This window comes from Micromonospora coxensis (assembly GCF_900090295.1).
GTDB classification, from domain to species: Bacteria; Actinomycetota; Actinomycetes; order Mycobacteriales; family Micromonosporaceae; genus Micromonospora; species Micromonospora coxensis.
This window is the reverse complement of the sequence record NZ_LT607753.1, coordinates 4,253,284-4,266,195: the sequence shown is the minus strand read 5'-3', so window position 1 is coordinate 4,266,195 and position 12,912 is coordinate 4,253,284. Positions and strand designations below refer to the sequence as shown.

The following is a 12,912-nucleotide window of genomic DNA, read 5'->3' as shown; positions in this document are numbered from 1 at the left end:
TACGGCCGTAGGGTGATCACGAACGGCCGTGGCGGGACACGGCCAGGCAGGGAGGACCCCAGGTGAAACTGCTCGTCACCGGCGGCGCCGGCTTCATCGGCAGTGTGGTGACCCGGATGCTGCTGGACAACGGCCACGACGTGACGGTCCTGGACGACCTGCGCACCGGACACCGCGAAGCGCTCGCCCCGGACGCCACCCACGTCGACCTGCCGGTCCACGAGGCGGCCCGGGTGCTCACCCCGGAGGCGGGCTTCGACGGGGTGCTGCACTTCGCCGCGCTCATCGCCGCCGGCGAGTCGATGGTCAAGCCGGAGCTGTACTGGCACGCCAACACGGTCAGCTCGATCGCCCTGATCGACGCGGTCCGCGCGGCCGGCGTGCCCCGGCTGGTCTTCTCCTCCACCGCCGCCGTCTACGGCAACCCGGTCGAGCTGCCCATCCCGGAGACCGCGGTCAAGGCCCCCACCAACACGTACGGGGCCACCAAGCTCGCCGTCGACATGGCGCTCACCTCCGAGGCGGTCGCGCACGACCTGGCCGCCGTCTCGCTGCGCTACTTCAACGTCGCCGGGGCGTACCTGCGCGGCGACATGGCGATCGGCGAGCGGCACGACCCGGAGACGCACCTGATCCCGATCGCGCTGGAGGTCGCCGCCGGCCGGCGGGAGAAGCTCCAGCTCTTCGGCGACGACTACCCGACCGTCGACGGCACCTGTGTACGCGACTACATCCACGTCGAGGACCTGGCCCGCGCCCACCTGCTGGCGCTGACCGCCGCCGTGCCCGGCCGGCACCGGATCTACAACCTCGGCAACGGCAACGGCTTCACCAACCGGCAGGTGGTGGACGTGGTGCGCGAGGTCACCGGCCGGCCGCTGCCGGTGGAGATGGCGCCGCGCCGCGAGGGCGACCCCGCCGAACTGGTCGCCTCCTCCGCGCTGGCCCGCGAGGAACTGGGCTGGACGCCGGAGAAGCCGACCCTGCACGACATGGTCGGCGACGCCTGGACCTTCTACCGCACCCACATCCTGGAGCAGCGATGACCGACGTCGCGGCCCGCGCCACCGCCGGCTTCCGGTCGGCGTACGGGCAGCAGCCGGCGGGCCGCTGGGCGGCTCCCGGCCGGGCCAACCTGATCGGTGAGCACACCGACTACAACGACGGCTTCGTGCTCCCCTTCGCCCTGTCGCTGCGGACCGTCGTCGCCGCGTCCCCGCAACCGGGTGAGCGCTGGACGGCCTTCTCGGAGACGACGGACCAGCCGGTCGAGTTCGGCGCGGCCGAGGCGGACGAGCCCGGTCGGGTCACCGGCTGGGGCGCGTACGTCGCCGGGGTGGTCTGGGCGCTGCGCGAGGCCGGGTACGCCGTGCCCGGCGCGCGCCTGGCCATCGCCTCGGACGTGCCGCTCGGCTCCGGGCTCTCCTCCTCGGCCGCGCTGGAGGCGGCGGTGCTCGCCGCCCTGGTCGACCTCGGCGGGCTGGACCTGCCCGCCGAGCGCCGGCCCCGGCTGGCCCAGCGCGCCGAGAACGCCTACGTCGGCGCGCCGACCGGGATCATGGACCAGTCCGCGGTGATCCGCTGCCGGGAGGGGCACGCGCTCTTCCTGGACTGCCGTACCGAGGCCGTCGAGCACATCCCGTTCGACCTGGACGCCGCCGGCCTGGCCATGCTGGTCGTGGACAGCCGGGCCCCGCACCGGCACGCCGACGGCGAGTACGCCTCCCGGCGCAAGTCCTGCGAGGCGGCGGCGTCCGCGCTGGGCGTGCCGGCGCTGCGCGACGTGGCCGTCGCCGACCTGGACGCCGCGCTCGGCCGGCTGCCCGACGACGAGACGCGCCGTCGGGTGCGGCACGTGGTGACCGAGGACCAGCGGGTCCTCGACACCGTCGCGCTCCTGCGCGCCGGCCGGGTACGCGAGATCGGCCCGCTGCTCACCGCCTCGCACGCCTCGATGCGGGACGACTTCGAGATCACCGTGCCGGAGATCGACACCGCGGTCGAGGCGGCGCTGGCGGCCGGGGCGCTCGGCGCCCGGATGACCGGCGGCGGCTTCGGCGGCTGCGTCCTCGCCCTGGTCGAGGCGGCCTCCGCCACCACGGTCGCCGACGCCGTCACCCGCGCCTACGCCGAGCGCGGCTTCACCACCCCCCGCCACGTCACCGTCCTCCCCGCCCCCGGCGCCACCCGCCTCCCCTGACCCCACCCACCCCGCACCCCGCCCGCCAGCCCGTGCGGCCGAATACAGAGAAAGAGTGGCTATTCCTCGGTGGATAGCCACTCTTTCTCTGTATTTGCGTCTCCGGCCCCCGGCGGGGCGCGTCGGCCCCCGGCGGGGCGCGTCGGCCCCGGCGGGGGTGGGGGTGGGCGGCTACGGGGTGGGTCAGGTGGCGTCGACGATCATGGCGGCGCCGACGGTGCGGTTGGTGGTCTCGTCGATGATGACGAAGCCGCCGGTGGTGCGGTTGCGGCGGTACTCGTCGGCCAGCAGCGGGATCGTGGTGCGCAGCCGGACCCGGCCGATCTCGTTGAGCTTCAGCTCGCCGGCCGCCTCGTCCCGGTGCAGCGTGTTGATGTCCAGCCGGTAGTGCAGCGCGCGCACGATCGCCCGCGCCGAGCGGGTGGTGTGCTTGATCGCGTACTTGCCGCCGATCTGGAGCGGACGGGTCTCGTCCATCCAGCAGACCATCGCCTCGATGTCCTGCGACACGGCCGGGGCGTTGTTCGGCCGGCAGATCAGGTCGCCGCGCGAGATGTCGATCTCGTCTTCCAGCCGTACGGTCACCGACATCGGCGGGAACGCCTCGGCCACCGGGCCGTCCGCCGTCTCGACCGAGGAGATCCGGCTGGTGAAGCCGGAGGGCAGCACCATCACCTCGTCGCCCGGCTTGAGCACGCCCGAGGCCACCTGGCCGGCGTAGCCCCGGTAGTCGGTGACGGTGGTGGACTGCGGGCGGATGACGTACTGCACCGGGAAGCGGACGTCGACCAGGTTGCGGTCGCTGGCGATGTGCACCCGCTCCAGGTGGTGCAACAGCGACGGCCCCTCGTACCAGGGCATGCTCTCCGAGCGGGAGACGATGTTGTCGCCCCTGAGCGCGGAGATCGGCACCACGGTCAGGTCCGGCACGTCCAGCTTCGCGGCGAACGCGGTGAACTCGTCGGCGATCCGCTCGAAGACCTCCTGCGAGTAGTCGACCAGGTCCATCTTGTTGACGCAGAGGACCAGGTGCGGCACCCGCAGCAGCGAGCAGAGGAAGGCGTGCCGGCGGGACTGCTCCACCAGGCCCTTGCGGGCGTCGACCAGGATCAGCGCCAGGTCGGCCGTGGAGGCCCCGGTGACCATGTTCCGGGTGTACTGGATGTGCCCCGGGGTGTCGGCGATGATGAACTTCCGCCGCGGCGTGGCGAAGTAGCGGTACGCCACGTCGATGGTGATGCCCTGCTCCCGCTCGGCGCGCAGGCCGTCGGTGAGCAGCGCCAGGTTGGTGTACTCGTCGCCCCGGGCCGCGCTGACCGCCTCCACGGCGGCGAGCTGGTCGGTGAAGAGCGACTTGGTGTCGTACAGCAGCCGGCCGATCAGGGTCGACTTGCCGTCGTCCACGCTGCCGGCGGTGGCGAAGCGCAGCAGGTCCATCGGCCGCGCCTCGGCCGGGGGACCGGCCGGGGCCAGGGTCTCGGCGGTCATCAGAAGTAGCCCTCCCGCTTGCGGTCCTCCATGGCGGCCTCGCTGACCCGGTCGTCACCACGGGTCGCGCCGCGCTCGGTGATCCGCGTGGCGGCCACCTCCTCGATCACCTTCTCCACCGTGTCGGCGTCCGAGCGGACGGCCGCCGTGCAGGAGGCGTCGCCCACGGTGCGGTAGCGCACCCGGGCCTTGAACCGCTCCTCGCCCGCCCGGGGGCGGAAGAACTCGTTGACCGCGTAGAGCATGTCGTCGCGCTCGACCACCTCGCGCTCGTGCGCGTAGTAGATCGACGGCAGCGGGATGCGCTCGCGGGCGATGTAGTGCCAGACGTCCAGCTCGGTCCAGTTGGACAGCGGGAAGACCCGGATCGACTCGCCCGGGTGGTGCCGGCCGTTGTACAGCGACCACAGCTCCGGCCGCTGGTTCTTCGGGTCCCACTGGCCGAACTCGTCGCGGAAGCTGAACACCCGCTCCTTGGCCCGGGCCTTCTCCTCGTCGCGCCGGGCGCCGCCGAAGAGCGCGTCGAAGCGGTGCTTCTCCACCGCGTCCAGCAGCACCGGGGTCTGGATCCGGTTGCGCGTGCCGTCGGCCGGCTCGCGCACCGTCCCGCTGGCCAGGGCCTCGGGCACGCTCGCCACGATCAGGTGCAGGCCCAGTTCGGCGACCCGCTGGTCGCGGTACTCCAGCACCTCGGGGAAGTTGTGGCCGGTGTCCACGTGCATGACGGGGAACGGGATGTTGGCCGGCGCGAACGCCTTCTGGGCCAACCGGAGCATGACGATGGAGTCCTTGCCGCCGGAGAAGAGCAGCACGGGGCGCTCCATCTCCGCGACCACCTCGCGCATCACGAAGATGCTCTCCGCCTCGAGCGCGTCGAGGTGGGACACCTGGTAGAAGCGGGCGGGGGCGGTCATGACACGGTCTCGCTCGGCGTGGATCCGCTCATGGGTTCCAGACCTTTCCGGTCGGATATATCAAGAACAGGCGCTCAGGCTACCCGGAATGTCTCTGCAGCGCTGCAAGCAACCGAGTGGCGAGATCCTTGCGACAGACCAGCAGGTCCGGCAGGCGCGGATCCGCCTCGTTGTATTTCAGCGCAGAACCGTCGATCCGGGAAGCGTGCAGCCCGGTGGCCGTCGCCACAGCCACCGGCGCGGCCGAGTCCCACTCGTACTGCCCGCCCGCGTGGATGTACGCGTCCACCTCGCCGGTCACCACCGCGGCGATCTTCGCGCCGGCCGAACCCATCGGCACCAACTGCGCGCCCACGTCCTCGGCCAGGTCGGTCAGGAAGACCGGCGGCCGGCTCCGGCTCGCCGCCAGCCGCAGCGTCCGCCCGCCACCGGCCGTCGCCGCCTCCACCGTCAACGGCGGGTACGCCGGCGGTTGGTCCGTGCCCAGCACCCGGTGCTGCGCCGGCAGCCCCACCGCACCCGCCACCAGACCGTGCGAGGTCGGCGCGTTGCGCGCCCAGAGCGCCACGTGCACCGCCCAGTCCGAGCGCCCCTGTTCGGAGAACTCCCGGGTGCCGTCCAGCGGGTCGACGATCCACACCCGGTCCGCGCCCAGCCGGGACACCGCCCCGGCGCTCACCTGCGCCGCCCAGGCCAGCCGCGAGCCCTCGTCCTCCTCGGAGAGCACCGCGTCCCCCGGACGCCACCGCGCCAGCTCGGTACGGATCAGGTCGTGCGAGACCTTGTCCCCCGCCGACTTCAACGCGCCCGGATCCTCGAACCCCATGTCGGAGCGCAACGCCAGCAGCGCCTGCCCGGCCCGCGCCGCCAACCACCGGGCGAACGCACCGTCGATCATCGGAGGACTGCCCACACCACGCTCCCGTCGCCTCGCGCGGCCCAGGTCGCCGGTCGCGCCACGTCAGAAGGCGCAGACTACCGGCCCCGCACGCGCCGCCGTCGGGTACGCCCCGCGCGTCACACCCCGTGGTACGCGTTCTGAGTCGGCTCCACACCCTTGGTGACCACCGACTCCACCACATCGGCCGCCCGGTCCACCAGGAACTCCAGCTCCTTGCGCTCCGCGGCGCCGAAATCCGACAGCACGTAGTCCGCCGGGTCCTGCCGCCCCGGCGGCCGGCCGATGCCGAACCGGACCCGCACGTAGTCCTTCGTCCCCAGCGACTTCGACATCGAGCGCAGGCCGTTGTGCCCGCCCTCACCGCCGCCCAGCTTGATCCGCAACTGGCCGTACGGGATGTCCAGCTCGTCGTGCACGGCGATCACCCGGTCGGCGGGGATCTTGTGGAACTGGGCCAGCGCCGCCACCGGCCCACCGGAGAGGTTCATGTACGTCAACGGCTTCACCAGCACCAGCTTCGGCCCGCCGAAGCCCAGCCGCCCCTCGGCGACCTCCGCCACCGCCCGCTTGTGCCGGCCGAACCTCGCGCCCACCCGGCCCGCCAGCAGGTCGGCCACCATGAAACCGACGTTGTGCCGGTTGCCGGCGTACTCCCGACCGGGGTTGCCCAGGCCGACCACCAGCCACGGCCCCGCCTCGTCCGTCACGTCCCGTCCCTCCCGGGGTCAAACGTCGGTGTCCCGATACGCCGACAGGCGCCCCCGACGGTGCGGGGACGCCTGTCGCAACGACGCGGACCGATCAGGCCTCGGTCTTCGCCTCGGCGGTCTCCTCGCCACCCGCGGCGGCCGGCTCGCCGACCTCGGCGCCCTCGGACGACTCGGCGGTCTCCTCGCCGACGCCGGCCTCGACCTCCTCGTCGGCGGTCTCGACCTCGGGCAGGGTCGCCTCGAGCTGCTCGGCGGTCGGCGCGGCGGTCACCGCGGCGACCTGGGTCTCCGGGTCGGCGGCCAGCTCGACACCGGCCGGCAGCTCCACGTCGGCGGCGGTGATCTGGTTGCCGGCCTCCAGGCCCTCGATCGAGGCCTCCAGGTGGTCCGGAACCTTGGTGGCGTCCGCGGTCACCGACAGGGTGTCGTGGTCGTGGACGATCAGGGTGTCCTTGGCCGCCTCACCGGTCAGCTGGACCGGAACCTCGACGGTGACCTTCTCGCCCCGGCGCACCAGCAGCAGGTCGACGTGCTCGAAGGTGTCCCGGATCGGGTCACGCTGGATCGCCTTCGGCAGCGCCAGCACCTGGGTGCCGTCGCTGACCTCGATCGCGAAGAGCTGGTTGGCCCCGCCCTTGCGGATCGCGGCGGCGAACTCACGGGCCGGAAGCGCGATGTGCTTCGGCTTCTCGCCGTGGCCGTACAGCACGGCGGGCACCTTGCCGGCCCGGCGGGTACGACGGGCACCACCCTTGCCGAACTCGGTACGGGGCTCGGCGCTGATCTTTACCTCGGACACGGGGAAACTCCTGATGCTTTCGCTGCGGCGGCTTGTCGACTGGCGGTGCTGGGCGAGGGGCTCGCTGGGGCTCGTGCGTCATGACTGCCCGGAGCACCGCGTCGATGACGGTGTCTCCGTGCGGCGCCTCTCAGCGGCCCGCCGGACACCCTCGCCGTGGCAACCGTGCCAGTCTACCCGAGCCGATTCCGAGGGTGCCGGCAGTCCCCTCTATCACCGTCCGGTCTCGCGCGCAGCGCGAATACGCCGTCGGCCGAGGCGCCGGAGGCGCCCCGGCCGACAGGATCAGCCGGTCAGCTCAGGCCACCGAAGAGGGTGGTCACCGAACCGTCGTCGAAGACCTCCCGGATCGCCCGGGCCAGCAGCGGCGCGATCGACAGCACGGTGATCTTGTCGAGCTGCTTCTCCGGCGGCAGCGGCAGCGTGTTGGTCACCACGACCTCGCTGATCGGGCTGTTCTTCAACCGCTCGGTCGCCGGGTCCGACAGCAGGGCGTGGGTGGACGCCACCACGATCTCCGCCGCACCCGACTGCTTGAGGATGTCGGCGGCCTTGCTGATCGTCCCACCGGTGTCGATCATGTCGTCGACGATCAGGCAGACCCGACCCTCGACCTCACCGACCACCCGGTTCGCCACCACCTGGTTCGGCTTCAGCGGGTCCCGGGTCTTGTGGATGAACGCCAGCGGGCAGCCGCCCAGCCGGTCCGTCCACCGCTCCGCCACCCGCACCCGGCCCGAGTCCGGGGCCACCACCGTCATCGGCCGGCCGTTGAACTTGTGCTCCACGTACTCGGCCAGCACGTCCATCGCGAAGAGGTGGTCCACCGGGCCGTCGAAGAAGCCCTGGATCTGCGCGGTGTGCAGGTCGACCGTGAGGATCCGGTTCGCCCCCGCCGTCTTCAGCAGGTCCGCGATCAGCCGGGCCGAGATCGGCTCCCGGCCGCGGTGCTTCTTGTCCTGCCGCGAGTACGGGTAGAACGGCAGCACCACGGTGATCCGCTTGGCCGAACCGCGCTTCAACGCGTCGATCATGATCAGGGTCTCCATGACCCAGGTGTTGACGCCGTGCGTGACGGACTGCACCACGAAGGCGTCCGACCCGCGCACCGAGTCCTTGAACCGTACGAAGATCTCGCCGTTGGCGAACTCGTACGCGTCGGAAGGCGTCGGCGCGACGCCGAGCACCTCACCGATCTCCTTGGCCAGCTCCGGAAAGCCACGTCCGGAGAAGAGCATCAGGCTCTTGCGGTTTTCGGCGACGATGCTGCCCATGGAACCGTCTGCTCCCGTTGGTCGGTGGTGCCCGGCGGCGGTGTGGCCGGGGACTATTCGGTTGCAGTATCCCCCGCCGACGACGGCCCACCCACGGTCTCCGCGCCCTCGTGGATTGCCTCACCTTCCCTTGCGGCCGGCGTGTCCGCCGACGCACTCTGCGCCCGCTCGGCCGCCGCCGCCGACGCCGTGCCCGGCCGCTTGCGCGCCACCCAGCCCTCGATGCTGCGCTGCGGCGCCCGGGTCACCCCGAGCGCGCCCGCCGGCACGTCCTGCGAGATCGCGCTGCCCGCCGCCACGTACGCCCCCGGACCCACCTCGACCGGGGCGATCAGGCTGGTGTCGCAGCCGATGAAGGCCGCCTCGCCGACCGTGGTGCGGTGCTTGTTCACCCCGTCGTAGTTCACGAAGATCGTCGCCGCGCCGATGTTCGCCTTCGCGCCGATCGTGGCGTCACCCACGTACGACAGGTGCGGCACCTTCGCGCCCGCGCCCACCTCGGAGTTCTTCACCTCGACGAAGGTGCCGATCTTCGCCTTCTCGGCCAGCTTCGCCGCCGGCCGCAGGTACGCGTACGGTCCGACGCTGGCGCCCGGCCCCACCTCGGCGCTGATCGCGTGGCTGCGCAGCACCGTCGCCGCCGCGCCGACCACCGTGTCGACGAGCGTGACGTCCGGCCCGACGACCGCCTCCGCGCCCACCACCGTCGTCCCGCGCAGCTGCGTGTTCTGGTCGATCACCGCGTCCCGCTCGACGGTGACGGTGACGTCGATCCAGGTGGTCTCCGGGTCCAGGATGCTCACCCCGGTGCGCATCCACGCCTCGTTGACCCGGTCGCGCAGCAGCCGGCGCAGGCCGGCCAGCTCCACCCGGTCGTTGCAGCCCAGCGTCTCCACGTGGTCCGCCGCGACGTGCACCCCCACCGGCTCACCCGCCGAGACGAGCAGCCCGAAGACGTCGGTGAGGTACTCCTCGCCCTGGTCGTTGTCCGTGGAGAGCTTGCCCAGCGCGTCGCGCAGCCGGGCCACGTCGAAGGCGTAGATGCCGGCGTTGATCTCCCGCAGCGCGCGCTGCGCGGGGCTGGCGTCCCGCTCCTCGACGATCTGCTCCAGCCGGCCGTCCGCGTCCCGCACGATCCGGCCCAGACCGGTCGGGTCCGGCACCTCGGCCGCCAGCACGGTCGCCGCCGCGCGCTCGCCCTCGTGCGCCTGCACCAGCGCGGCCACCGTCTCGGCGCGCAGCAGCGGGACGTCCCCGTTGATCACGACCACCGTGCCGGAGACCTCGGGCACCGCGTCCAGCGCGATCCGTACCGCGTGACCGGTGCCGAGCTGCTCGGCCTGGAGGACGGCGGTGGCGTCCGGGGCGATCTCGGTCAGGTGCGCCCGGACCTGCTCGGCGCCGTGACCGACCACGACCACCGTGCGGTCCGCGGCCAGCGGCGCCGCCGCGGCCAGCACGTGGCCGAGCAGGGTACGGCCGAGCAGCGGGTGCAGCACCTTGGGCAGCGCCGACTTCATCCGCTTGCCCTCACCGGCGGCGAGCACGACGACGGTACGGAGGTGGGGCTGGGGCACGACGTGGCTCCCGTCGGGAAGGCGACAGTCTCGCGGCCATGCTAACCAGACATCACCCGGCGATCAGCAGAAGCTCCCGGGAGAGGACTCGAACCCCTACAATCAGGACCAAAACCTGACGTCCTGCCATTAGACGACCCGGGACGGTCTAAAACGGTCAAAACGCTCGCGCGCCTGGACTCCACTACACCTTAGCGCCCCGCTCGGCCCACGCCATCACTCATTCCCTTCATGATCCCTTCGATGGCCCAGTACATCCGGCGGGAGTCGGGCACCGAGACGACCAGGCAGCCGTGGTAGTCGTCGCCGGTGTCGTGCCGACCGTGGCGGGCCGGTGCCGCTTGAGGGAGGTGCGCTGGAACGCCTCGACGGCGACGCCGACCTGCCGAGCCCACCAGCGGACCGCCGCGTCCGCGTCGGCCGTCTCGTGGATGCTCACCCGGAACCGCAGACCTCCGCGCGGCACGCCCAACTCCTCGACGAAGCGGACGAAGAGGTCGATGAGCGCCGGATCGCTGTTGGTGAGCCGGACCCGGCAGTCGTGGGGTCGCCAGGGCTTCGCCTTGACCCCTTCGACCCAGTAGAGGGCGGCCCCGACCAGGAGCAACTCCCGACCGTCCAGCCGGGACACCCATGCGGCGCCGAACTCGGCCAGCTCCGCCCGCGCGGCGTCGCGGGTCTGGCGGTGCGCGGCCCACTGCGCGTCCGTCACCACCTTCGAGTGGGCGCGGCGCCGCTCCCGTTCGGCCGCACCGTCGCGGGTCCAGCGGCAGTGTCGTACCCACAAGTAGGCGGTCGACTTCGCCACACCGAGCCGGTCGGCGATCGCACCCACCGACAGGCGCTCGCCGCGCAGCGCCACCGCCGCCCCCCGCAGGTCGTCCTTGGCCCTCGGACGCCGCGTCCACACGGGCGGGAGCACCCCCGCAGCAGGTCCTGCACCCGGTTTCGCCCCAGCCCCGTCCGAGCCCGGACTGCGCCACGGAGAGCCCCTCCTCCACGCGCAGCCGCCGCACCTCACCCACCGTGACGTCATCCACGACGGGACGTTAGAACGGAGGTACGACCCCGGCGGGAATCCCGCCGGTGGATTCGGAGCGAGCCTGGCAGGATGGCCGGGTGACCGAGGAAGACGGGCACGACGGCAGGAACATCCCACGACAGGGCGTCACCGAGCGCCGGCGAGGTGACGACATGACGGACGGGACCACGGGCGCGCGGCGGCGGGCGGTGCCGGCGGCGGGCGCGAAGCCGGCGTCCCGGGTGCGGATGTCCGCGGCCCAGCGGCGCGAACAGTTGATCTCGATCGGCCGGCAGGTGTTCGCCGAGAAGGGCTTCGACGCCACCTCGATCGAGGAGGTGGCGTCGCGGGCCAAGGTCTCCAAGCCGGTGGTCTACGAGCACTTCGGCGGCAAGGAAGGGCTGTACGCGGTGGTGGTCGACCGCGAGGTGCGGGCCCTGCTGGACCGGATCACCACCGCGCTGACCGCCGGGCACCCGCACGAGTTGCTGGAACAGGCGGCGCTGGCGCTGTTGACGTACATCGAGGAGGAGACGCCCGGATTCCGGGTGCTGGTCCGCGAGTCGCCGCTGATGTCGGCGACGGGGAACTTCAGCAGCGTGATGAACGACGTGGGGCACCAGGTGGAGCACATCCTCGGCGCGGAGTTCTCCAGCCGGGGGTACGACCCGAAGCTGGCCGAGCTGTACTCGCAGGCGCTGGTGGGGATGGTGGCGTTGACCGGCCGCTGGTGGCTGGAGGTGCGCAAGCCGCGCAAGGAGACGGTGGCCGCGCACCTGGTGAACCTGGCCTGGAACGGGTTGTCGCACCTGGAGGCGAAGCCGGGGCTGATCACCCGCAAGCGGGCCTGACCGGCGCGGTCAGCGGGCGCCGGCCTCGGAGATCGGGTGCTGGCGCTTGCGTCGCTCCTCCTCGGCGTGCTCGTCGGTGCCGACCTTGTCGTAGAGGCCGGTGCCGAGCAGGAGCAGGCCGAAGAGCATGGACACGATCACGGTCGACATCGAGAAGTTGAGGAAGTTCGCCGAGGTCTGCAGCACGGACATCATCAGGATGCTGGTGACCAGGAAGATCGCCCCGGCGGTCAGGTTCATGTAGTGGCCGAGGTTGCCGCGTCGGGACGCGCCGACGATGAGGACGATCCCGAAGCCCACGGAGGCCAGCGAGAAGGCCAGGTTGGTGCGGAGTCCGAGGGCCCAGTTGCTGCCCCGGTCGAAGAGGGGGTCGCCCCAGGTCTGGAAGACGCCCCAGACCCCGAAGACGAGGATGTAGAGGCCGACGAGTCCGGCGAGGACCCGGTAGAGCGGGCGCGCCGGGTGGTTCACCGGGAAGTGCGCCATGGTCCCTCCTCCGTCCAGGTATGACCGGTCCAGGAGGATTGTCCCCCATTGGGGGCGGCACGACCGGCGAACGGAAAGATCCCGCCCCACCGGGCAGCAGGCACGGGTGGAGCGGGACCAGGGACGGTTTCGCCGGAGCCCGACGCGTCGGGCTCCGGCGAAACCGAAACCGTAACCAGAGATCAGAGCACCAGGCGGGCCTTCTGCCAGGCTTCCTTCTCCTCGTCGGTGCCGACCTTGCTGTACATGCCGACCATCAGCAGGACGAGGCTGAGGGTCAGCACCACGATGTCGGTGAGGATGGTGAAGTTGAGGACGTTGGCGTCGGTCTGCAGGAACGCCAGCTCCGCCAGGCCGAGCACCATCAGGGCGTACGCCATGAACTGGTTGATCGCCACGTCGAGGTTGCGCCCGATCGCGGTGCCGGCCAGGACGGCGATGCCGATCACGATGCTGAGCAGCGAGAACCCGAGGTTCGTGCCCTGCCCGAGGACCTTGGTGTCGTCCTGGGCGAAGATGTCGTTGCCGGCGCTCGTGATGAGGCCGAGCACACCGAAGACCACGAAGTACAGACCAACGAGCCCGCCGATCGCCCGGTAGATCGGCCGCGCGGGGTGGTTGACGGGGGTATGGGCCATGTCTGAGTCTCCAACGCGTTCGGATGAGAGGTCGTCGACGATTGTCCCGCACG

General features: G+C 71.7%; 13 protein-coding genes and 1 tRNA gene. 3 read left to right on the top strand and 11 right to left on the bottom strand.

Annotated features, from left to right (window positions below; all coding sequences use genetic code 11):
• Positions 1 to 116: 116 nt before the first annotated feature.
• Together galE and galK are read left to right on the top strand one after the other, a co-directional pair.
• A complete protein-coding gene (gene galE, locus GA0070614_RS19600) occupies positions 117 to 1,046 on the top strand; it encodes a UDP-glucose 4-epimerase GalE (RefSeq protein WP_231933721.1) in 930 nt (309 codons plus the stop codon).
• A complete protein-coding gene (gene galK, locus GA0070614_RS19595) occupies positions 1,043 to 2,200 on the top strand; it encodes a galactokinase (protein ID WP_088977330.1) in 1,158 nt (385 codons plus the stop codon). Before galE ends, galK begins: the two co-directional genes overlap by 4 nt.
• Positions 2,201 to 2,383: 183 nt before the next feature.
• Here the strand turns inward: galK and cysN are convergent, their stop codons facing one another.
• From cysN to GA0070614_RS19550, 9 genes are all read right to left on the bottom strand, one after another.
• Positions 2,384 to 3,688 carry a sulfate adenylyltransferase subunit CysN gene (gene cysN, locus GA0070614_RS19590; protein WP_088977329.1) on the bottom strand — a complete coding sequence of 435 codons (1,305 nt, stop codon included), beginning with the start codon at positions 3,686 to 3,688 and terminating at the stop codon, positions 2,384 to 2,386.
• Positions 3,688 to 4,602, bottom strand: a complete 915-nt coding sequence (cysD, locus tag GA0070614_RS19585; RefSeq protein ID WP_088977328.1) for a sulfate adenylyltransferase subunit CysD — start codon at positions 4,600 to 4,602, stop codon at positions 3,688 to 3,690. Before cysD ends, cysN begins: the two co-directional genes overlap by 1 nt.
• 79 nt (positions 4,603 to 4,681) lie before the next feature.
• Positions 4,682 to 5,500 carry a 3'(2'),5'-bisphosphate nucleotidase CysQ gene (locus GA0070614_RS19580; RefSeq protein WP_088977327.1) on the bottom strand — a complete coding sequence of 273 codons (819 nt, stop codon included), beginning with the start codon at positions 5,498 to 5,500 and terminating at the stop codon, positions 4,682 to 4,684.
• 119 nt (positions 5,501 to 5,619) lie between these two features.
• Positions 5,620 to 6,210 (bottom strand): aminoacyl-tRNA hydrolase, encoded by a 591-nt coding sequence (gene pth, locus GA0070614_RS19575; RefSeq protein WP_088977326.1) that lies wholly within the window; start codon positions 6,208 to 6,210, stop codon positions 5,620 to 5,622.
• A 94-nt stretch (positions 6,211 to 6,304) separates the two neighbouring features.
• On the bottom strand, positions 6,305 to 7,012 hold the full coding sequence (locus GA0070614_RS19570) for a 50S ribosomal protein L25/general stress protein Ctc (protein ID WP_088977325.1): 708 nt from the start codon (positions 7,010 to 7,012) through the stop codon (positions 6,305 to 6,307).
• Between the two features lie 293 nt (positions 7,013 to 7,305).
• Complete coding sequence (locus GA0070614_RS19565) at positions 7,306 to 8,286, bottom strand: ribose-phosphate diphosphokinase (RefSeq protein WP_088977324.1); 981 nt, start codon at positions 8,284 to 8,286, stop codon at positions 7,306 to 7,308.
• Between the two features lie 53 nt (positions 8,287 to 8,339).
• Positions 8,340 to 9,863, bottom strand: a complete 1,524-nt coding sequence (gene glmU / locus GA0070614_RS19560; RefSeq protein WP_088977323.1) for a bifunctional UDP-N-acetylglucosamine diphosphorylase/glucosamine-1-phosphate N-acetyltransferase GlmU — start codon at positions 9,861 to 9,863, stop codon at positions 8,340 to 8,342.
• 73 nt (positions 9,864 to 9,936) lie between these two features.
• Positions 9,937 to 10,007, bottom strand: a tRNA-Gln gene (locus GA0070614_RS19555).
• 85 nt (positions 10,008 to 10,092) lie between these two features.
• Complete coding sequence (locus tag GA0070614_RS19550) at positions 10,093 to 10,773, bottom strand: helix-turn-helix domain-containing protein (RefSeq protein WP_231933336.1); 681 nt, start codon at positions 10,771 to 10,773, stop codon at positions 10,093 to 10,095.
• Between the two features lie 284 nt (positions 10,774 to 11,057).
• Here GA0070614_RS19550 and GA0070614_RS19545 point away from each other — a divergent pair, with 284 nt between their 5' ends.
• Positions 11,058 to 11,735, top strand: coding sequence for a TetR/AcrR family transcriptional regulator (locus tag GA0070614_RS19545; RefSeq protein ID WP_088977322.1), 678 nt, complete (start codon positions 11,058 to 11,060; stop codon positions 11,733 to 11,735).
• Between the two features lie 9 nt (positions 11,736 to 11,744).
• On the opposite strand, the gene GA0070614_RS19540 is transcribed toward GA0070614_RS19545, so the two are convergent.
• Positions 11,745 to 12,221: a DUF4383 domain-containing protein gene (locus tag GA0070614_RS19540; protein WP_088977321.1), complete on the bottom strand. Its 477-nt coding sequence runs from the start codon at positions 12,219 to 12,221 to the stop codon at positions 11,745 to 11,747.
• 182 nt (positions 12,222 to 12,403) lie between these two features.
• Positions 12,404 to 12,859, bottom strand: coding sequence for a DUF4383 domain-containing protein (locus GA0070614_RS19535; RefSeq protein WP_088977320.1), 456 nt, complete (start codon positions 12,857 to 12,859; stop codon positions 12,404 to 12,406).
• Positions 12,860 to 12,912 lie beyond the last annotated feature (53 nt).

What these genes read in the sequence shown, in the direction of transcription:
- galE (WP_231933721.1), top strand. Translation starts at nt 117, where the DNA reads ATGCTGCTGGACAACGGCCACGACGTGACGGTCCTGGACGACCTGCGC.
- galK (WP_088977330.1), top strand. Translation starts at nt 1,043, where the DNA reads ATGACCGACGTCGCGGCCCGCGCCACCGCCGGCTTCCGGTCGGCGTAC.
- cysN (WP_088977329.1), bottom strand. Translation starts at nt 3,688, where the DNA reads ATGACCGCCGAGACCCTGGCCCCGGCCGGTCCCCCGGCCGAGGCGCGG.
- cysD (WP_088977328.1), bottom strand. Translation starts at nt 4,602, where the DNA reads ATGACCGCCCCCGCCCGCTTCTACCAGGTGTCCCACCTCGACGCGCTC.
- GA0070614_RS19580 (WP_088977327.1), bottom strand. Translation starts at nt 5,500, where the DNA reads ATGATCGACGGTGCGTTCGCCCGGTGGTTGGCGGCGCGGGCCGGGCAG.
- GA0070614_RS19565 (WP_088977324.1), bottom strand. Translation starts at nt 8,286, where the DNA reads ATGGGCAGCATCGTCGCCGAAAACCGCAAGAGCCTGATGCTCTTCTCC.
- GA0070614_RS19545 (WP_088977322.1), top strand. Translation starts at nt 11,058, where the DNA reads ATGACGGACGGGACCACGGGCGCGCGGCGGCGGGCGGTGCCGGCGGCG.
- GA0070614_RS19540 (WP_088977321.1), bottom strand. Translation starts at nt 12,221, where the DNA reads ATGGCGCACTTCCCGGTGAACCACCCGGCGCGCCCGCTCTACCGGGTC.
- GA0070614_RS19535 (WP_088977320.1), bottom strand. Translation starts at nt 12,859, where the DNA reads ATGGCCCATACCCCCGTCAACCACCCCGCGCGGCCGATCTACCGGGCG.